The sequence below is a fragment of the Paraburkholderia sp. BL18I3N2 genome (genome assembly GCF_003001875.1).
GTDB lineage: Bacteria > Pseudomonadota > Gammaproteobacteria > Burkholderiales > Burkholderiaceae > Paraburkholderia > Paraburkholderia phytofirmans.
Genome location: NZ_PVNC01000014.1, coordinates 30,176 through 50,643 on the forward strand (window position 1 = coordinate 30,176; position 20,468 = coordinate 50,643).

General features: G+C 64.7%; 13 protein-coding genes. 4 read left to right on the forward strand and 9 right to left on the reverse strand.

Annotated elements, in window-relative coordinates; translation table 11 throughout:
* Positions 1–62: 62 nt before the first annotated feature.
* From frr to rpsB, 4 genes are all read right to left on the reverse strand, one after another.
* Positions 63–623 carry a ribosome recycling factor gene (gene frr / locus B0G75_RS28275; protein ID WP_012433445.1) on the reverse strand — a complete coding sequence of 187 codons (561 nt, stop codon included), beginning with the start codon at positions 621–623 and terminating at the stop codon, positions 63–65.
* 100 nt (positions 624–723) lie between these two features.
* Complete coding sequence (pyrH, locus tag B0G75_RS28280) at positions 724–1,437, reverse strand: UMP kinase (protein ID WP_012433446.1); 714 nt, start codon at positions 1,435–1,437, stop codon at positions 724–726.
* A gap of 219 nt (positions 1,438–1,656) precedes the next feature.
* Positions 1,657–2,538: a translation elongation factor Ts gene (gene tsf / locus B0G75_RS28285; protein WP_106313372.1), complete on the reverse strand. Its 882-nt coding sequence runs from the start codon at positions 2,536–2,538 to the stop codon at positions 1,657–1,659.
* Between the two features lie 204 nt (positions 2,539–2,742).
* Positions 2,743–3,495, reverse strand: coding sequence for a 30S ribosomal protein S2 (gene rpsB / locus B0G75_RS28290; RefSeq protein WP_012433448.1), 753 nt, complete (start codon positions 3,493–3,495; stop codon positions 2,743–2,745).
* 470 nt (positions 3,496–3,965) lie between these two features.
* Here rpsB and map point away from each other — a divergent pair, with 470 nt between their 5' ends.
* From map to B0G75_RS28305, 3 genes are read left to right on the forward strand one after another with little or no spacing between them, the layout of a single operon-like run.
* Complete coding sequence (gene map / locus B0G75_RS28295) at positions 3,966–4,775, forward strand: type I methionyl aminopeptidase (protein WP_106313373.1); 810 nt, start codon at positions 3,966–3,968, stop codon at positions 4,773–4,775.
* A gap of 30 nt (positions 4,776–4,805) precedes the next feature.
* Positions 4,806–7,385 carry a [protein-PII] uridylyltransferase gene (locus B0G75_RS28300; protein WP_106313374.1) on the forward strand — a complete coding sequence of 860 codons (2,580 nt, stop codon included), beginning with the start codon at positions 4,806–4,808 and terminating at the stop codon, positions 7,383–7,385.
* Between the two features lie 6 nt (positions 7,386–7,391).
* Complete coding sequence (locus B0G75_RS28305) at positions 7,392–9,518, forward strand: pseudouridine synthase (RefSeq protein WP_106313375.1); 2,127 nt, start codon at positions 7,392–7,394, stop codon at positions 9,516–9,518.
* Between the two features lie 125 nt (positions 9,519–9,643).
* On the opposite strand, the gene def is transcribed toward B0G75_RS28305, so the two are convergent.
* The 5 genes from def to B0G75_RS28330 form a co-directional block, all read right to left on the reverse strand.
* Positions 9,644–10,177 (reverse strand): peptide deformylase, encoded by a 534-nt coding sequence (def, locus tag B0G75_RS28310; RefSeq protein ID WP_012433453.1) that lies wholly within the window; start codon positions 10,175–10,177, stop codon positions 9,644–9,646.
* Positions 10,174–12,240 (reverse strand): NAD-dependent DNA ligase LigA, encoded by a 2,067-nt coding sequence (ligA, locus tag B0G75_RS28315; RefSeq protein ID WP_106313376.1) that lies wholly within the window; start codon positions 12,238–12,240, stop codon positions 10,174–10,176. Before ligA ends, def begins: the two co-directional genes overlap by 4 nt.
* Positions 12,241–12,430: 190 nt before the next feature.
* Complete coding sequence (locus B0G75_RS28320; RefSeq protein WP_106313377.1) at positions 12,431–13,711, reverse strand: cell division protein ZipA C-terminal FtsZ-binding domain-containing protein; 1,281 nt, start codon at positions 13,709–13,711, stop codon at positions 12,431–12,433.
* Between the two features lie 116 nt (positions 13,712–13,827).
* Positions 13,828–17,346, reverse strand: coding sequence for a chromosome segregation protein SMC (gene smc, locus B0G75_RS28325; protein WP_106313475.1), 3,519 nt, complete (start codon positions 17,344–17,346; stop codon positions 13,828–13,830).
* Positions 17,347–17,494: 148 nt separating this feature from the next.
* Complete coding sequence (locus tag B0G75_RS28330; protein ID WP_106313378.1) at positions 17,495–18,490, reverse strand: DMT family transporter; 996 nt, start codon at positions 18,488–18,490, stop codon at positions 17,495–17,497.
* A gap of 751 nt (positions 18,491–19,241) precedes the next feature.
* On the opposite strand from B0G75_RS28330, the gene dapC reads away from it, so the two are divergent.
* Positions 19,242–20,459, forward strand: coding sequence for a succinyldiaminopimelate transaminase (dapC, locus tag B0G75_RS28340; protein WP_106313380.1), 1,218 nt, complete (start codon positions 19,242–19,244; stop codon positions 20,457–20,459).
* The last annotated feature ends 9 nt before the right edge of the window (positions 20,460–20,468 follow it).

Sequence of the window (20,468 nt, forward strand, 5' to 3'; positions counted from 1 at the left end):
CCGTCGGGACAGTGACTGCAAATAAAAGAAGTGGAGAACGTGAGCAGCTGAGCCGGCCGGCCTCAGACCGTCATGATCTCGGCTTCTTTCGTCACGACGAGCTTGTCGATTTCGGCGACGAACTTGTCCGTCAGCTTCTGAACGTCGTCACCGGCACGACGCTCGTCGTCTTCCGAAATTTCTTTATCTTTCACGAGCTTCTTCAGTTGCTCGTTGGCGTCACGACGCAGGTTGCGCACCGCTACCTTGGCCGTTTCCGCTTCGCTCTTGACCACCTTGGTCAGTTCGCGGCGGCGTTCTTCGGTCAGCGCGGGCATCGGCACGCGGATCACGTCGCCTTGCGTGGCCGGGTTCAGACCCAGGTCCGATTCGCGGATCGCCTTTTCGACGACCTGCACCATCTTCTTTTCCCACGGCTGCACGCCGATCGTGCGCGCGTCGATCAGCGTCAGATTCGCGACTTGCGAAATCGGCACCGGCGAACCGTAGTAATCGCACTGGATGTGATCGAGCAGGCCCGTGTGGGCACGGCCCGTGCGGATCTTCGACAGGTCGTTCTTGAACGCGTCGATGGAGCGCTGCATCTTTTGTTCAGCGCCCTTCCTGATATCAGCCACAGACATTTTTAAACCTCCGAACCTTCAAAACGGTGCGAGCCGGCCAGCGCGCGCAAGATGCGGCGGCCCGGGCTCGCGCTAAAGCCCACGTTATGTGAACGAGAGTTTACACGTGGACGAGGGTACCCTCGTCATCACCTTGTACGATGCGCTTGAGCGCGCCCGGTTTGACGATCGAAAACACGCGGATCGGCAGTTTCTGGTCGCGGCACAGCGCGAATGCCGTGGCGTCCATCACCTGCAGATTGCGGCCGATCGCCTCGTCGAAGCTGATCGTGGTGTAACGCGTCGCGCTCGGGTCTTTCTTCGGGTCGGCGGAATAAACGCCGTCTACCTTGGTTGCTTTCAGCACGACTTCCGCGCCGATTTCCGATCCGCGCAGGGCGGCGGCCGTGTCGGTCGTGAAGAACGGGTTGCCGGTGCCGGCCGCGAAAATCACGACTTTGCCTTCTTCGAGCTGGCGAATCGCGCGGGGCCGGATGTACGGTTCGACCACCTGATCCATGCGCAGCGCCGATTGCACGCGCGCCTCGATGCCAGCGTGGCGCATGGCATCCTGCAGCGCCAGCGCGTTCATCATGGTGGCCAGCATGCCCATGTAGTCGGCCGTGGCGCGATCCATACCCGCCGCACCGCCCGCGACACCGCGGAAAATATTGCCGCCGCCGATCACCACGGCCAACTGCGTTCCGAGACGGACCACTTCGGCCACGTCCGCCACCATTCGTTCGATGGTCGCGCGATTGATGCCAAAGGCATCGTCGCCCATCAGAGCTTCACCGGAGAGTTTGAGCAGGACGCGTTTATAGGCAGTGGGCATAGAGGTATCCAGATCGCGCAGAACAGGGCAACAACAAGGGACTAATGTAGGGGTGAAATGCTGATTCGGGCAAGCGTCGCCAAATTGACGAACCCTGAAGTTCGCTGGCGGCGTGCGTCACGAGGGTCAACCCGCGCGCAGCCTTGCGACGCTGCCGACCGCGGCAAAGTCTTGCTCCGCCGCGGGTCCAACGATATTGCAGTGAAGCTTACGTGATACTTATTGTTGCTTTGCAGCAGCGACTTGCGCGGCCACTTCAGCTGCGAAGTCGTCCTGCTTCTTCTCGATGCCTTCGCCGACCACGAACAGCGCGAACTTCTGCACGCTCGAATTGCCAGCCTTGAGCATCTGTTCGATCGTCTGCTTGTCGTTCTTAACGAACGTCTGGTTCAGCAGCGACACTTCCTTCAGGTACTTCTGCACGCTGCCGTCGACCATCTTGGCGACGATTTCAGCCGGCTTGCCCGATTCGGCAGCCTTCTGTTCAGCAATGCTGCGTTCCTTGGCGATCAGATCCGCCGGCACGTCGTCCGACGACAGCGAAACCGGCTTCATCGCGGCGATGTGCATTGCCACGTCCTTGCCGACCTGCTCGTCCGCGCCGGTGTACTCGACCAGCACGCCGATACGCGTGCCATGCAGGTACGCTGCCAGCTTGTTCGACGTTTCGAAGCGCACGAAACGGCGGATCGACAGGTTTTCACCGATCTTGCCGACCAGTGCCAGACGCACTGCGTCGACCGTCGAGCCGTCCAGCGGCAGTGCCGCCAGCGCTGCGACGTCAGCCGGATTTTGCGTAGCGACCAGTTCGGCGACCTTCTTCGAGAAGCCCAGGAAGTCGTCGTTCTTCGAAACGAAGTCGGTTTCGCAGTTCAGCTCGACCAGCGAACCCGCGTTGCCGCCGATGAACGAGGCGACCACGCCTTCAGCCGTCACGCGCGACGCTGCCTTGCTGGCCTTGTTGCCCAGCTTCACGCGCAGCAGCTCTTCAGCGCGCGCCATGTCGCCGTCGGCTTCCGTCAGTGCCTTCTTGCATTCCATCATCGGCGCGTCGGTCTTTGCGCGCAGTTCTGCAACCATGCTTGCGGTAATTGCCGCCATCATTTGCTCCTTGAGTTCCGTCTGTCACACGCCGCCCGGACTTCGATGCCGGCGGCAAGAATTCGTTTCAGCATTCCGCGTATTTTTTACGGAGAAGCCTCGAGCGCTACTTCGGACACTGCCGGCAGCGCCCCACTACAATGTCGCGGCTTAAAAAAAGGGGGCCTGTAGAAAGCCCCCTTTTTTGCCGGACACGGGGCAGCTTTACGCTTCCGAGTTGACCTCGACGAACTCGTCGCCGTCGCCACCACGTGCAGCTTGCACCACTTCGTTGACCGCGTTCGCACGGCCTTCGACGATCGCGTCAGCCACGCCAGCCGTGTACAGAGCGACAGCCTTCGAAGCGTCGTCGTTACCCGGGATCACGTAGTCGATGCCTTCCGGCGAGTGGTTCGTGTCGACCACGGCGATAACCGGAATGCCGAGCTTGTTCGCTTCGGTCACGGCAATCTTGTGGTAGCCGACGTCGACCACGAAAATCGCGTCCGGAATGCCGCCCATATCTTTCACGCCGCCGATCGACTTGACCAGCTTGGCCATTTCGCGTTCGAACAGAAGCGCTTCCTTCTTGCTCATGCGTTCGGTTTCGCCTGCTTCCAGCGCTGCTTCCATGTCCTTCAGGCGCTTGATCGAGACCTTCAGCGTCTTGAAGTTGGTCAGCATGCCGCCGAGCCAGCGCGCGTTGACGAACGGCATGCCAGCGCGTTGTGCTTCTTCAGCGATCGTGTCGCGCGATTGACGCTTCGTGCCGACGAACAGAATCGTGCCGCGATTGGCTGCCAGTTGACGCGCGTACTTCAGCGCGTCGTTGTACATCGGCAGCGTCTTTTCGAGGTTGATAATGTGAATCTTGTTGCGATGACCGAAAATGAAGGGGGCCATCTTCGGGTTCCAGAAGCGCGTTTGGTGACCAAAGTGGACACCGGCTTCCAGCATTTGACGCATGGTAACTGCCATGAAAATCTCCGCGAGGGTTGGGTCTTAAGCCGGCTGCCGTATCGGCCGCGCTGCCATCTCTCTGGCTTAACGCGACGGACACCCTGGGTGCGCCGGCTTGCGAGTCTGCTGCTTTGTGTTGCCTTTCGTTGCCCTTATGCTTCCGCTTTCGCTTCTGCGCTTTCCGCATTACCTCATAGCGCAGGCAACCGACGCCATGAGAAGCCATTTCTGCCGCCTTTTTGCCCGCACGGACAAATAATGCAAGACAGAGATCGACTTAGCCAAAGATTATAGCACGCGACTATTGCACGACTCAACCTGCCCGGTAGTCCTGTTTATGGCCGGTGGGTTGCACCCTCGGGAACACCGGCCGCCTTGAACAAGCCCGCACGCGACTCAGTGAAAGCCGCCAGCCCGGTCGCAAAAGCCTGCGGTGGCGGGAATATGGTGCGATAATCCTGCAATAAATCGCATTTCAGGCCCGACTCATGGCTATTACGCTCAAAAACGAACACGATATCGCGCAGATGCGCGTCGCCTGCAAACTGGCAAGCGAAGTGCTCGACTACATTACTCCGTTCGTCACCGCCGGCATCACGACCGGCGAACTCGACCGTCTGTGTCACGAATACATGCTGAAAGAACAGGGCACGGTGCCGGCGCCGCTGAACTATCAGCCGCCCGGCTACCCGCCCTACCCGAAGGCCACCTGCATTTCCGTCAACGACGTGATCTGCCACGGCATTCCCGGCGACAAGACGCTGAAGAACGGCGACGCGCTCAATATCGACGTCACCGTCATCAAGGAAGGCTATTTCGGCGACACCAGCCGCATGTTCATTGTCGGCGAAGGCTCGATCATGGCGAAGCGGCTCGTGCAGACCACCTTCGAATGCATGTGGCTCGGCATCGACCAGGTGCGCCCGGGCGCGCATCTCGGCGACATCGGCTACGCGATCCAGAAACACGCGGAAGGCCAGGGCTACAGCGTGGTGCGCGAATACTGCGGTCACGGCATCGGCACGGTATTCCACGAAGACCCGCAAATCCTGCACTATGGCCGTCCCGGCACCGGGCTCGAACTGCAAACCGGCATGATCTTCACGATCGAACCGATGATCAACGCCGGCCGCCGCGACATTCGCACCATGCCGGACCAGTGGACCGTCAAGACCAAAGACCGGAGCCTGTCGGCGCAGTGGGAACATACCGTCCTCGTCACCGAAACCGGCTACGACGTGCTGACCGTGTCCGCCGGCACGCCCGCGCGCCCGCCGATCGTTGCGGCTACAGCCTGACCGACTTCCCACCTCTGCGCCTCCCTGCCAATGAGTAGTGTTCCAGCCGTCGCCCAATCCCCTGCCACGTCGCTCAAGGCGGAGTACAAAGTGGCCAAAGCCCAACTGCTGGAACGCTTCAGGACGGCCACCAACGTCGACGCGTTGATGGCCTCGTTGGCGCGCGCCACCGACGACTCCCTGCGCGCGGCCTGGAACACCTGCGAACTGCCGCCCGAGCTGGCGCTAGTGGCCGTGGGCGGTTACGGACGCGGCGAACTGGCGCCGCATTCCGACATCGACATTCTGGTTCTGCTGCCCGACGCGCCGATCGAGCATCTCGAAGCGCGCATCGAACGCTTTATCAGCCTCGCCTGGGATTTGGGGCTGGAGCTCGGCAGCAGCGTGCGCAGCGTGTCGCAATGTCTCGAAGAAGCCGCCAACGACGTCACGGTGCGCACCTCGCTGCTCGAGGCACGGCGCATTACCGGCAGCGCCGAGCTGTTCGACGACTTCGCGAAGCGTTACCGCGAAGCGCTCGACCCGAAAGCCTTCTTCCAGGCCAAAGTCCTGGAAATGCGCCAGCGCCACGCCAAGTTCCAGGACACGCCCTATTCGCTCGAACCGAATATCAAGGAAAGTCCCGGCGGCCTGCGCGATCTGCAACTCATCCTGTGGATCACCCAGGCGGCCGGTTTCGGCAGCAGCTGGCGTGAACTCGAAGCACGCGGCCTGATCACCGAGCGCGAGGCGCGCGAGCTGCGCCGCAACGAGAGTTTCCTGAAGGCGTTGCGCGCCCGGCTGCATGTAATTGCCGGGCGTCGTCAGGACATCATGGTGTTCGATCTGCAAACGGCGGTGGCCGAGAGCTTCGGCTACAAGCCGACCGCGACCAAGCGCGCGAGCGAACAGCTCATGCGTCGCTATTACTGGTCCGCCAAGGCGGTCACGCAGCTCGCCACGATCCTGATCCAGAACATCGAAGCGCAGCTCTTCCCCAGCACGAGCGGCATTACGCGTGTGCTGTCGGACCGCTTCGTGGAAAAGCAGGGCATGCTGGAAATCGCCAGCGACGACGTGTTCCAGCGCGAGCCGAACGCCATCCTCGAGGCCTTCCTGCTGTACGAGCAGACGCCCGGCGTGAAGGGGCTGTCGGCGCGCACGCTGCGCGCGATCTACAACGCCCGCGACGTGATGGACCAGCACTGGCGGCGCGATCCGGAAAACGGACGTCTCTTCATGGCCATCCTGAAGCAGCCGGCCGGCATCACCCACGCGCTGCGTCTCATGAACCAGACGAGCGTGCTGGGGCGTTACCTGCTGAACTTCCGGCGCATCGTCGGACAGATGCAGCACGACCTTTATCACGTCTACACCGTCGACCAGCACATTCTGATGGTGCTGCGCAATCTGCGACGCTTCGCCGTGGCCGAACACGCGCACGAATATCCGTTCTGCAGCCAGTTGATCGCCAACTTCGACCGGCCGTGGGTGCTGTACGTCGCGGCGCTGTTTCACGACATCGCCAAAGGCCGCGGCGGCGACCATTCCACGCTCGGCATGGCCGACGCGCGGCGCTTCTGCCGCAATCACGGCATCGAGGGCGAGGACGGCGAACTGGTGGTGTGGCTGGTTCAGCAACATCTGACCATGAGCCAGGTCGCGCAAAAGCAGGACACGAGCGACCCGGAAGTCATCAAGCGGTTCGCCGAACTGGTCGGCACCGAGCGACGCCTCACGGCGCTCTATCTGCTGACCGTGGCCGACATTCGCGGCACCAGCCCGAAAGTCTGGAACACGTGGAAAGGCAAGCTGCTGGAAGACCTGTACCGCGCCACGCTCGCCGTGCTCGGCGGCGCGCGGCCGGATGCGCATTCGGAGCTGAAGTCGCGTCAGGAAGAAGCGCTCGCGCTGCTGCGCCTCGAAACTGTGCCGGAAGGCGCGCAAAAGGCGCTGTGGGACAAACTCGACATCGGCTATTTCCTGCGTCACGACGCGGCGGATATCGCGTGGCAAACACGTGTGCTGTACCGCCACGTGGAAACGCCGACGCCGATCGTGCGGGCCCGTCCGTCGCCGATCGGCGAGGCGCTTCAGGTGCTGGTGTACGTCAAGGACCAGCCCGATCTGTTCGCCGGCATTTGCGCGTATTTCGACCGCAACGGCCTGTCGGTGCTCGATGCGCGGGTCAGCACGACCCGCCACGGGTACGCGCTCGATAATTTCCTCGTCGCGCATACCGAAGAAGACGTGCATTATCGCGATATCGCCAATCTGGTCGAACAGGAACTGACCGCCCGCCTCACCGGTGACGGCACCCTGCTTCCGGGACCGTCGAAAGGCCGTTTGTCGCGGCTGTCGCGGACCTTCCCTGTGACCCCGCGCGTCGATCTTCGGGCCGACGAGCGCGGCCAATATTACATCCTGTCCGTGTCGGCGAACGACCGGCCAGGCCTTCTTTATTCGATCGCGCGTGTGCTGGCCGAGCATCGGGTCGGCGTCGCTTCGGCGCGGATCAATACGCTCGGCGAACGCGTCGAAGACGTCTTCCTGCTGGATGGACACGGTCTGTCGGACAACCGCCTGCAAATTCAGGTCGAGACCGAACTGCTGCGCGCGATCGCAGTGTGAGATTTCATGCGAGTCAAATTAACAGCCAAGCACCCGCGGCCGGCTTCGTCCGAACGCGCCCCTGTCCGTACCGGTAGCACGTCGGCGCGTAAGCCGACGCGCCCGGCGGGACCCAGGCCGGCGACGCCGGCTCCTGGCGGGGCGCGGGATGAACGCGCCGGCGCGGCCGGCGGCGGCAAGCGGCCGGCCGGTGCTGGCAAGCCGGCCGGTGCCGGCGCGCGTCCCGCAAGGACTGAAGGGTCGTTTTCGCGCGAGCGGAACGCTGGTGGCGCACCGCGCGCGGCGTCGGATCGACCGCCGCGTCGCGAGGGCGCGGGCGGTGCGCCGCGTCGGTTCGAAGGCGGCGGCGATCGTAGCGAACGCGCGCCGCGCAGTGCTGACAGTGAACGGGCTCCACGCCGGTTTGAAGGTGGCGGCGACCGCGCACCGCGCCGGGACGATTCGGAACGCGCGCCGCGCCGATTTGAAGGTGGCGCGGACCGTAGCGAACGTGCGCCGCGCAGGGCGGATGGCGAGCGCGGCCAAGGCGCTCCGCGCCGGTTTGAAGGTGGTGGTGACCGCACCGTTAGTGCGCCGCGCCGGTTTGAAGGTGGCGGTGACCGCACCGGCAGCGCGCCGCGCCGGTTTGAAGGTGGCGGCGACCGCACCGGCAGCGCGCCGCGCCGTTTCGAAGGTGCAGGCGATCGCGGTGAACGGGCCCCACGCCGTTTTGAAGCCGCAGGCGATCGGGCCGAACGCGCGCCGCGTCGCTTCGAAGGCAGCACGGATCGCAGCGAACGCGCGCCGCGCAGCTTCGGCGAACGCGCCCCGCGCCGCGACGACGGCGAACGCCGTCCGTTCAGTGGAACGCGTCCAGGCGCCGGCCGTCCGTCGGAAGGCGCTCCGCGTGGCGAGCGGCCGGAACGCCGTGAACGCGACGCATCCGACCGTCCGCGTTTCAGCAGCGACCGTGGCGCTCCGCAAGACCGCCGCGGCGGCGAACGCGGGCCGCGCAGCGATAGCGCGCCGCGCCGTTTCGAAGGCGAGCGCGGTTCATCCGAACGCGGCGAACGCAGCTTCGCCAAGCCCGTCAAAGCCGGCTTCAGCGACCGCGCGGACCGCCCGGCACGTGCTCCGCGCGATGAGCGTGGCGAACGCGCCCCGGCCAAACGCGAATTCGGCGACCGTCCGGCGCGCAGCGCTGAACGCAATGAACGCACCGAGCGTGGCGAGCGCCCGGCCCGCAGCTTCGACAAGACGCTGCCGGCCGCCGGCCGCCGCTTCGGCGACGACCGTCCCGCGCGCGCCGACAAGCCGCGTGGCGCGGCCCGAGCCGAGCGCGACAGCGAAATCGACGCCGCTCCGCGCATCCCGCGTCGCGACTACGAAGACGCGCCAGGCATGCTGCGCCTGTCCAAGCTGATGTCCGAACTCGGCATGTGCTCACGCCGCGAAGCCGACGAGTGGATCGAAAAAGGCTGGGTGCTGGTGGACGGCGAGCGCATCGACACGCTCGGCACCAAAGTCCGTCCGGACCAGCGCATCGAAATCGACCCTGCCGCCGAGGCCGCGCAGATGAGCCAGGTGACAGTGCTGATTCACAAGCCGGTGGGCCTGGTCTCAGGTCAGGCGGAAGACGGTTATCAACCGGCCATCACGCTGGTCACGCCGGAGAATCGCTGGGAAGGCGATCACTCGGACATCCGCTTCTCCGTCGCGCATTTGCGCCAGCTCGCGCCGGCCGGCCGCCTGGACATCGATTCCACGGGCCTGCTGGTGCTGACGCAAGACGGCCGGATCGCCAAGCAACTGATCGGCGGTCATTCCGAGATCGACAAGGAGTATCTGGTGCGCGTGGCATTTGGCGAGCACACCACCGACGTCGAAAGCCACTTCCCGCCCGAAAGTCTCGAGCTGCTATGCCACGGCCTGTCGCTCGACGACGTGCCGCTGAAGCCCGCGCAAGTGAACTGGCAGAACGGCGAGCAGTTGCGTTTCGTGCTGCGCGAAGGCAAGAAGCGCCAGATTCGCCGCATGTGCGAGCTGGTCGGCCTCGAAGTGATCGGCCTGAAGCGCGTGCGCATGGGCCGTGTGATGCTGGGCGCGCTGCCGCCGGGCCAATGGCGTTATCTGTCGCCGGACGAGTCGTTCTGAACCCGCTTGGGGCTGACCGACGCTTCGAACAAAAAACCCACGCATTCCGCGTGGGTTTTTTTATCCCTGCGCTGCGCCAAGCCGAAGATGCCAGCGCCGCAGTGCACGAAGCAGCACAAGCCGCCTCAATCGTCGCTATTCGGATCCATATCCGGAAACAGCACTTCCGTGAAGCCGAACTTCGCGAAGTCGTTGATCCGCATCGGATACAGCTTGCCGATCAGGTGATCGCACTCGTGCTGCACGACGCGCGCGTGAAAGCCCTCGGCGACACGGTCGATCGGTTTGCCGTATTGATCGAAGCCGTGATACTTGATCATCGAAAAGCGGCTCACCGCGCCGCGCAGGCCCGGCACCGACAGACAGCCCTCCCAGCCCTCTTCCATATCCAGCGAGACCGGCGTGATGGTCGGGTTGATCAGTACCGTTTCCGGCACCGGCGGCGCGTCCGGATAGCGCTCGTTGTGCCCGAAGCCGAAGATCACCACCTGCAGATTCACGCCGATCTGCGGCGCGGCAAGGCCCGCGCCGTTCGCATCGTGCATGGTCTCAAACATGTCTTTGACGAGCTCATGCAGCTCGGGCGTGTCGAAGTGATCGACCGGATCGGCAATGCGCAAAAGGCGCGGATCGCCCATCTTGAGAATTTCGCGGATCATAACTGCCCCTCCAGGAGCTTACGCATACCATCTTCGTCGAGTACGGGAACGCCGAGTTCCTCAGCCTTCGCCAACTTGCTGCCCGCGTCGGCGCCCGCCACCACATAGTCCGTTTTCTTCGACACGGAGCCGGCCACTTTCGCGCCGGCCGCTTCCAGCATTTCCTTCGCCTCTTCGCGGGCAAGGCTCGGCAAGGTGCCGGTCAGTACGACCGTCTTGCCGGCCAGCACGCCTTGCGGCGCCTTCGGCGCGGGCGGGCCTTCGGGCCACGTGACTTTGCCCGGCGCGCGCAACTGCTCGATCACCGTGCGGTTGTGCTCCTCGGCGAAGAACTGATGGATCGATTCCGCGACCACCGGCCCTACGTCGTTGACCTCCAGCAAGGCTTCGACCGAGGCGTCCATGATCGGATCGAGCGAGCCGAAGTGCTTGGCGAGATCTTTCGCCGTGGATTCGCCCACATGCCGGATGCCGAGCGCGTAGATGAAGCGCGCCAACGTGGTGTGCTTGGCCTTTTCGAGCGAGTCGAGCAGATTTTGCGCGGACTTCTCGGCAAAGCGGTCAAGTTCGGCAAGCGTGGCAAAACCGACGTTGAATAGATCGGCCGGCGTGCGCACGAGGTTCTGCTCGACCAGCTGGTCGATAATCTTTTCACCGAGGCCATCGATATCCAGCGCGCGCCGCTGTGCGAAATGCCAGAGCGCCTGCTTGCGCTGCGCGGGACAGAACAGGCCGCCAGTACAGCGCGCGATCGCCTCGTCCGGCAGGCGCTCGATGCTCGAACCGCACACCGGACACTGCGTGGGCATCACGAATTCGCGGGCGTCGGAGGGACGCCGGTCGAGCAGCGCGCTCACGACTTCGGGAATCACGTCGCCGGCGCGCCGAACGATCACCGTGTCGCCGATGCGGATATCCTTGCGGCGCACTTCGTCTTCGTTGTGCAACGTGGCATTCGTGACCGTCGCGCCGCCGACGAACACCGGCTCCAGCCGCGCTACCGGCGTAATCGCGCCGGTCCGGCCGACTTGCACGTCGATCGCGACGAGTTTGGTCAGCGCCTCCTGCGCGGGGAATTTGTGCGCCAACGCGAAGCGCGGCGCGCGCGACACGAAGCCGAGCGCATCCTGCTCATCGCGCCGGTTGACCTTGTAGACCACGCCGTCGATGTCGTACGGCAGCTTCTCGCGCTTCTCGCCGACGCCGTGGAAAAAGCCCAGCAAGCCCTCGGCGCCCTGCACCACTGCCCGCTCGCCATTCACCGGCAAGCCGAGTTCCTTGTACCAGTCGAGCAGTTCGCTGTGCGTGGCCGGCATCTCCATGCCTTCTAGCACGCCAATGCCATAAGCGAAAAACGACAGCGGCCGCTGCGCGGTGATCTTCGAATCGAGCTGCCGCAAACTGCCCGCCGCTGCGTTGCGCGGATTCGCGAATTCCTTCTGTTCCGCAGCCCGTTGACGTTCGTTCAGGCGCTCGAAATCGCGCTTGAACATCAGCACTTCGCCGCGCACGTCGAGCACGTGCGGCACGCGTTTGCCCTTGAGCTTGAGCGGAATGGAGCGAATCGTGCGGACGTTTTCGGTGACGTTCTCGCCGGTCGTGCCGTCGCCGCGCGTGGAGGCTTGCACAAACGCGCCGTCGACGTAACGCAGCGAGATGGCGAGGCCGTCGAATTTCAGCTCGGCCGCGTAGTCGACCGGCACCGGCGGCTCGCTCGCGTTCTTACCGAGCGCGTCGCCGACGCGCTTGTCGAACGCGACGATGTCTTCGTCGGCGAAACCGTTGTTCAGCGACAACATGGGCTGGTCGTGCACGACCGGCTCGAAGCCGCTCGCCGCCTCGCCGCCCACGCGCTGGGTGGGCGAATCCGGCACGATCAGGTCCGGATGCTCCGCCTCGATGCTCTCCAGCTCCTTGAACAGCTTGTCGTATTCCGCGTCGGGCAGGTCCGGCTGGTCGAGCACGTAGTACGCGTAGTTGGCGCGTTCGAGTTCCGCGCGCAGCCACGCGGCACGGTCTGCCGGGGCGATGGTTGCGGGATGTGAGGCGGAGGTTCGGGCCATGCTGTCGGAAGGTTTCTTCAGTGAAGTTCAGACATTGGATTATCGCAGGAAGCGTGCCCCTTTACATCGGCCGAATGGCCAGTTTAGGCGCGTTGCGCGTCGGGTTGGAAGCCAGGCACGAAGCCACGGCTGAAACGACAACGGCCGCACATCGTGCGGCCGCCGGAGACAACGATAAAACGTAGAAAATTTACTGGCTGAACAATCGCCGCGTGGCTGGCGAGCCTGCCGGAATGCCCGCCTGTTCGAGCTTCGCGTAAAGGGTCATCAACTGCTTTTCGATGGCGAGCAGCGCGGTTTCCGGCAACGGACGGCGGCCGTCGTCAACCACCCGCCCACCGATGCGCTCGGCCAACGATTTCGCGTAGTCGCACATCAGACGGAACGGCAGAATGTCTTCGTCGGCCACCGGCACGTCGAGCACCAGCGTGATCATCTGGCCGCCCTTGTAGGTGAGGTCGTCGCGCAAAAAGTTGGTGTCGCCGAATTGCAGCATGAACACCGGGCTTTGCTTCGAGTCGAGCTTGACGAAACGCGTGCCGTCGCGCGAGAGCAGCAAGCCGTCTTGCGACGCGACCGCCTGCACGTAGTTGGCCGACCACGGCGCGCCGTCGGAGAGCACGTTGATCGACAACTGCGCGTCGCATTGCGCGGCAAAGCCGTCGAGCTCGCGCGCCATCGCGACCGTTTCGAGCATGTCCGGGAATTCCGGCGCCGCATCCAGCGCGTCGGCGAACTGCTGCACGCCGGTCACGAACTCGGAAAACTCCAGTTCGTTGAGAGCGCCGCTGCGATTGGCCAGTTGCGCGGCCGCGCGCAGTTCTTCGTAACGCGCGCCGTTTTGCAGCAGCTCCCACGCGCCGCCTTCGAGCTTGCCCTCGATATGCACCGGCTTGCTGCCCGCGCGGCGCAGACGCTGTGCGAGCGGAATCACCTTGTCGCCCGCGACCGGACCGTTCAAACGGATCGGCACGATGCAGTCGATGCGCCGATCGACGATAGCCGGCGGCGCCGACGAGATCGTCGTAGCGGCGGGCAGAATCGGTTCGACGGGTTCTCCGGACTGGCGGGCTTGCGCGGTCTCGGCGCTCGCGTCGCGTTCGGCTTCGGCCACGCCCTCGGCTTCCGGATAGCCGTTCGGCGTGGTCGTCTCGGCCTGAATATCGGCCGCCGTGTCGAGCGGCGCCGTGCCGGCCGCCTGGCCGCCGAACGTTGGCTCGACGCGCGCCGCCGTGGTTTGCTCCGCGGCTTCGGCGCCCACTACCGGCTCACGGCGCGTGGTCGGCCGGGCCGGTTCGATGAACGGGCTCTGTTCCTCCTGATCGTCCCGCGCGAGATTCTCGGCGGTGTCGGCCGGCATCGGCCGCGGCATCTTGCGGCGCACCTTCGCGCTCTGCCACGCGTTGTACACGACCACGCCCCCGACCACCACGGCACCCGCGCCGATCAAACCGAGTGTCAACTCGTCCATGCATGCTCCATCAGCAATTCTTTTATCTGCGCGGCTCTGCGCCCGCTCCACGTGTCGCGCGACCACCGGCCGCTGCGCTGAACGCGGACACCCGCGAGGCTCAATTCAAATCAAACTCAAACGATATTCTGGGCGAAACCAGCGGCCGATTCCATGTCGACGGCGACGATCCGCGACACGCCCTGCTCCTGCATGGTCACGCCGATCAACTGCTGCGCCATTTCCATCGCGATCTTGTTGTGCGAGATGAACAGGAACTGGGTTTTGTCCGACATCGCCCGCACGAGGTTCGCGAAACGTTCCGTGTTGGCGTCGTCGAGCGGCGCGTCCACTTCGTCCAGCAGACAGAACGGCGCGGGATTCAACTGGAACATCGCGAACACCAGCGCGGTCGCCGTCAGCGCTTTTTCGCCGCCCGACAGCAGGTGAATCGTCGAATTCTTCTTGCCCGGCGGCTGCGCCATCACCTGCACGCCGGCGTCGAGAATTTCGTCCCCGGTCATGATCAGCTTCGCCTGCCCGCCGCCGAACAAACGCGGGAACAGTTCGCCGAAATGGTGGTTCACCTGGTCGAAGGTGCCTTGCAGGAGCGTGCGCGTTTCGGCGTCGATCTTGCGGATGGCGTCTTCGAGCGTTTCGATCGCGCTGTTCAGGTCGGTGGATTGCGCGTCGAGGAACGTCTTGCGCTCGGTCGCCGCCTTCAGTTCGTCGAGCGCGGCCATGTTGACCGGACCGAGCGCGGTGATGGCGTTGTTGATGCGCGTGACTTCGCCTTGCAGATACGACGGCTTCATGTCCGGCGTAAGCTTGGCCTGCAATTGCGCCTCGTCGACACCGGCCGCAGCGAGTTGTTCGATGAACTGCTCGCCGTTCAGGCGCGCCGCCTGTTCCTTCAATTGCAATTCGTTGATGCGGTCGCGCAGCGGCTGCAGCGCGCGCTCGGCGGTCAGACGTGTTTCGTCGGCGGCACGCAGCTTGGCGGTGAGATCGTCCAGTTCGAGGCGCGCGGCGTGCAGCGCTTCTTCCTTGACGGCGCGAATATCGAGCGCGTCCTGCAAGCCAGTGTGCGCGGTCTGCTCGTTGATGGTTTCCAGTTCGGCGCGCGCATCTTCCAGCGACGCCGCGACACGCTCGCTCTGCTCGTGAGCGACTTGAATACTGCGCTTCAGTTCGTCGATGCGGTTGGCCATGTTGCGCGCGGCAAAGCGCGCGTCGGTGGCGGCGCGGTCGAGATCGCGGGCCTCGCCGCGAGCGGCGGTGAGTTGTTCGTCGAGCGCCTCGAAGGCCAGTTGATGATCTTCGAAACGCGCCTGCAATTCGGCGAGTTCCCCATCGTGACGCTCGAAGTTCGCTTCCGACTCCGCGCGCATGGCGCGCTGCTCTTCGATCTGCGCGGTGATCTCCGCGAGTTCCTCGCGAATCTGCGTGCTGCGCTGGGTGTAACGCTCGTGCGCCTGCGTGAGCTTGAGCACGTCCATCTGCAGCGCGTGCACGCGCTGCGTAGCGCGCTCGGCCTGCTGACGCGCATCGGTCAGCACCTGGGTAGCTTGCGTGTGAGCGGCTTCGGCGCGAATCGCGGCGGCCTTCGCTTCGTCGGCGAGCAAGGCTTGCGCGCGAACCTGGCGGGCCAGATTTTCGATTTCCTGCTGACGGGCCAGCATGCCGGCCTGCTCGGAATCGGCGGCGTACAGTTGCACGCCGACGCGCGTCACCACGTGCCCCGCCTTGACGACGAACGAGCCGCCTTCCGGCAACTGCGAGCGCATGGCGAGCGCCTGCTGCAGATCGTCGGCGACGAACGAGAGGCCGAGCCAGTCGTTCAGCACCGCGCGGATGCCCGCGTCGTCGATCCGCACCAGCGACAGCAGCGGCCGCAATGCGGGCGGCGTGGCGGCGGGCTGACCGGCGACGGGCGGCGCATAGAACGCGAGCTTGGCGGGCGGCGCGTCGGTGGCGAAGGCCTTGACCCAGTCGAGGTTCGACACTTCCAGCGCGGCGAGCCGCTCGCGCAGCACGGCCTCGAGCGCGGCTTCCCAACCGGCTTCGACATGCAGCTTTTTCCACAGACGCGGCAGGCTGCCCAACTCGTGCTTTTCGAGCCACGGCTGGATCTTGCCTTCGGTCTGGACGTTTTCCTGCAGTTGCTTGAGGGCGGCCAGGCGCGCGTCGAGCTGATGAATCTGGGCGCTTTCCGCCTGCACGCGTTCCTGCGCGGTGCGGCGTTCGCCGTCGAGACGCGGCAGCGTTTCCTGCGCGTCGGACAAACGCGTTTGCGCGTCGTGCAGGATTTCCTCATGCTCGGCGAGCTGCATGCGCAGGTCTTCGAGCTGCGCTTCGTCGGGGGCGTCGAGACCGCCCGCTTCCGACTTCAGGCGCTCATGACGCGCCTGCAATTGCTGCAATTGCTGATCGGCATTGCGCTGATGCGCGGCTTCGAGCTTGAGCGCCTGTTCGGTCTGCGCGATACCGCCGCGCTCGGCGTTCAACTCCGTTTGCGCGTCCCGCCAGCGCGCTTCGAGCGCGGGCATCGCGTCGTGCTTGGCGGCCGCTTCGTCTTCGGCGAGCGCGGCTTTTTCTTCGGCGACGGCCAGTTGTTCCTCGGCGTCTGCGAGATCGTCCTGAGCTTTTTGCGCCTGCGATTGCCACTGCTCACGCTGCGCGTTCAGCGCGGCGATCTGCGCCTGCACGCGATTGCGCGATTCGACGATGAATTTGATCTCTGCTTCGAGCCGGCTGACTTCCGAATTCGCCTCGTAGAGCGCGCCTTGCGCGCCTTGCATCGCGTCGCTGGCGGAGTAGTGCGCGACGCGCAGCGTTTCGAGTTGCGCTTCGACTTCGCGCAGCCTGGCGGTGTGCGCTTCGAGATCGATCTGGGCCTGTTCGATCGCGCGTTTCTGGCGTTCCTGCTCGCTGCCGGCTTCGTTCTTGCGCAACAGCCACAGGAGGCGCTGCTTCTCCTCCCCATCGGTCTGCAGTTCCTTGTAACGCGTGGCGACCACGGCCTGCGCTTCCAGTTTCTCCAGATTCGAACTGAGTTCCCGAACGATATCTTCGACCCGCGTCAGATTTTCCCGCGTGTCGTGCAGACGGTTCTCAGTTTCGCGGCGGCGTTCCTTGTACTTCGACACGCCGGCGGCTTCTTCGAGAAACACGCGCAGCTCTTCCGGCTTCGCCTCGATCAGGCGCGCGATCATGCCCTGCCCGATGATCGCGTACGCGCGCGGCCCGAGACCGGTGCCGAGGAAGATGTCCTGAATGTCGCGACGGCGCGCCGGCAAATTGTTGATGTAGTAGCTCGAGGTGCCGTCGCGCGTGAGCACGCGCTTCACGGCGATTTCGGCATACTGTCCCCACTGGCCGGCGGCACGGCCGTCGGCGTTGTCGAACACCAGTTCGACGCTGGCGCGGCTGCCGGGCTTGCGCGCGGTCGAGCCATTGAAGATCACGTCCTGCATCGACTCGCCGCGCAGCTCGGAGGCGCGCGATTCGCCGAGCACCCAGCGCACGGCGTCGATGATGTTGGACTTGCCGCACCCGTTTGGTCCCACCACGCCGACTAGCTGGCCCGGAACCTGGAAATGCGTGGGATCGACGAATGACTTGAAGCCAGCGAGTTTGATCGAGGTCAGACGCACGGCGATTTCGCTGTTTGAAAAGGGAAAAAATAGGTGGCTCGTGAAGGCCGCGCCAGCCGTTCGCCGACAGAGCGACACGGCCCGCGAACCCTCGCGCCTCGGATGCCGGCTTCATGCGGTGAGGCATGCGCCGGCTAATGAGGGGCAATCATACCATCGCGCGTGGGCGGTTTTTGCCGTCCTTACGGTCGTCGAGTCCGGTATCGCGCTGGTCGGCGAGACTGGCCTCCTGAATGGCCGGATCGGGCGGCATGGCCTTGGTCCGATGCACCCAGCTGGACAGCGCCGAAGCCAGCACGATGCACACGCCGCCCGCCCATTCGCGCGGACCGGGCGTCTCGCCGGCGAACAGCCACGCGGACAGCGCCGTGACCACGATCTCGAACAGCATGATGATCGATGCGCGATTGGCCGGCACGCGCGCGAGCCCGTACTGCACCAGCATATTGTTCGACGCCAGCAGAAAGCCGAGGCCGAGCACCAGCCAGACGGCCGTGCCGAGATGCGCGCCGGTGGGCGGCGCGGGCATCGCCTCGAACAGGGAAGCGCAGGCGCTGAACAGCGCCGCGCCGCCGAAGATCGTCGCGGTGCGCATTTCCGGCTTCATGTCCGGCAGCACGCGGCTCGTCTTGAGAATCAGCACGTTGCTCATGGCGAAGCCCATGCCGCCCGCGAGGCCCGCCCATTCGGCGAGATTGCCGGGCACCGGAATGCCCAGTTGCGGCGACCACAGCATGGTCATCGCACCGGCCAGCGAGAGCGCGGCGAGTGCCGCACCGGCCCAGGTCAAGCGTTCATGCAGGATGAAGTGCGCGAAAAGCGCGGTCCACGCGGGGGTGAGATAGAACAGCAGCAGCACGCGCATCACCTGGCCGTGAATCGAGCCCCACACAAAGCCGAGATTGGTGATGCCCGCTGCCAGCGCAAGAGCGGGCAGCAGCCAGTGCCAGCGCACGGTCTTGAGCGCGCGATAGCGCACCAGCAGCACGAACAGGCAGCCGGCGCCGCTCGTCAGCGCGCTGGCCGCCGTGCCGGTCACGCCAAGCGCGTTCAGCATGCGCAAGGGGTACCAGATCATCCCCCATACCGACGCCCCGAGCATGATCGCGAGCGTCGGCCAACCATTGCGAAGCCAGTTGGTCATGGTGCGGGGCTCCTTGCGGAGGTGTTCGGGGTGTGTCTGTCGCGGACCGCGATGCTTGTTGCGTGGGCGCTAAGGAAGCTTCGGCCGGGAACTGCGGCGTTTCTGGCCAAGGTGCTGGGGGCGTTCAGGTTGAGGGCCGCGGCGTTTATCGCACAGGCGCTGGAGGCGTTGCGACCGAGGACCGCAGCGTGTCCCTCTAAGGCGCTAGTGACGTTCCGGCCAAGGACCGCAGCGTTTCTCGCCAAGGTGCTGGTGGCGTTCCGGCCGAGAACCGTGGCGTTTCTGGCAAGGGCGCCGCTGGCGTTCACGCCGTGGACCGCGGCGCTCCTGCGCCTGTTGTGTCCGGATGTCTCCAAGACTGCTGCGTACATTGCTGCTCCTGCTTCTTTCTTGCGCGAACCGTCGGCGGCTCGCGTCGTTCCCGCTGCAGCGCATTGCCTGCGCCGCCTGGCGGGTTGCGCCGTCGCTTGGCGGCGCGATGCCCTTCATCTGCTCAACTCTTAACCTTGCCTTCACCGCCCAGCCGAGGATCGCCTGCGCGACGCCGCCGTGCCATGCTTACCCGCAAACCGCCACTCCACCGTCTGCCCGCCATGCCAGGCTCGCCACGCTATAATCATCCGCTCGCCGCTGCTGCCGGCCGTTCAGCGTGTTTTGCGCGTTTTACCGCCGCCGGCGCGTGCCCCGCTTTTCGCTGCATCCTTTTCCGCATCCGTCTCTCGCCCATCTTCGATCAGGCTCGATCCGCCCAGTGAATCCGCTCCTCGACTCCCTTCAGCCCTACCCGTTCGAAAAGCTGCGCGCGCTTTTCGCGGACGTCACGCCGAGCGCCGGCCTCGCGCATATCAGCTTCGGCATCGGCGAGCCGAAACATCCCACGCCCGCCTTGATCCGTGACGCCGTGGTGGCCTCGCTCGGCGGGTTGTCGTCGTATCCGGCCACGATCGGGTCGCCGGCGCTGCGCGAGTCGATCGCGAATTGGGTCACGCGGCGCTACAACCTGCCGCCGGTCGATCCGGCCACTCAGGTGCTGCCGGTGTCGGGTTCGCGCGAGGCGTTGTTCGCGCTAGCCCAGACCGTGCTCGACCCGAAAAAGAATGCTGACGGCGAGCCTGCGATCGTACTCTGTCCGAACCCGTTCTACCAAATCTACGAGGGCGCGGCGATCCTGGCCGGCGCGCAGCCGTACTTCGTGAATAGCGACCCGGCGCGCAACTTCGCCTGCGACTACTCTGCGGTGCCGGCGGACATCTGGGCGCGCACGCAACTGCTCTATGTCTGCTCACCGGGCAATCCGACCGGCGCGGTGCTCACACTCGACGACTGGTGCGAACTGTTCGCGCTGTCGGACCGCTACGGCTTCGTGATCGCCTCGGACGAGTGCTACTCCGAAATCTATTTCGACGAAGCCAACCCGCCGCTCGGCGGCCTGGAAGCGGCGCACAGGCTCGGCCGCGGTTTCGAGCGGCTCGTCATGCTGTCGAGCCTGTCCAAGCGCTCGAACGTGCCGGGCATGCGCTCGGGCTTCGTCGCGGGCGACGCGGCGATTCTCAAGGACTTCCTGCTATACCGGACATACCACGGCGCGGCCTTGTCGACGGTGTTCCAGAGTGCCAGCATCGTGGCCTGGAGCGACGAGACGCACGTGCGCGAGAACCGCGCGAAGTACGTGCAGAAGTTTTCCACCGTCACGCCGATGCTCGCCGAGGTGCTCGACGTGCGCCTGCCGGACGCCGCGTTCTACCTGTGGGCGAACGTCTCGCGCACGGGCCTCACGGACACCGAGTTCGCCCAGCGCCTCTACGCCGACTATAATGTGACGGTTCTGCCGGGCTCGTTTCTCGCGCGCACTGCGCACGGCGTGAACCCCGGCCGCAATTTCGTGCGTATGGCGCTCGTCGCCGGCGTCGACGAATGCACGCAGGGCGCGCAGCGAATCATCGATTTTTGCCGCGCGCTGGCGGGTTGAGTTTTCGTC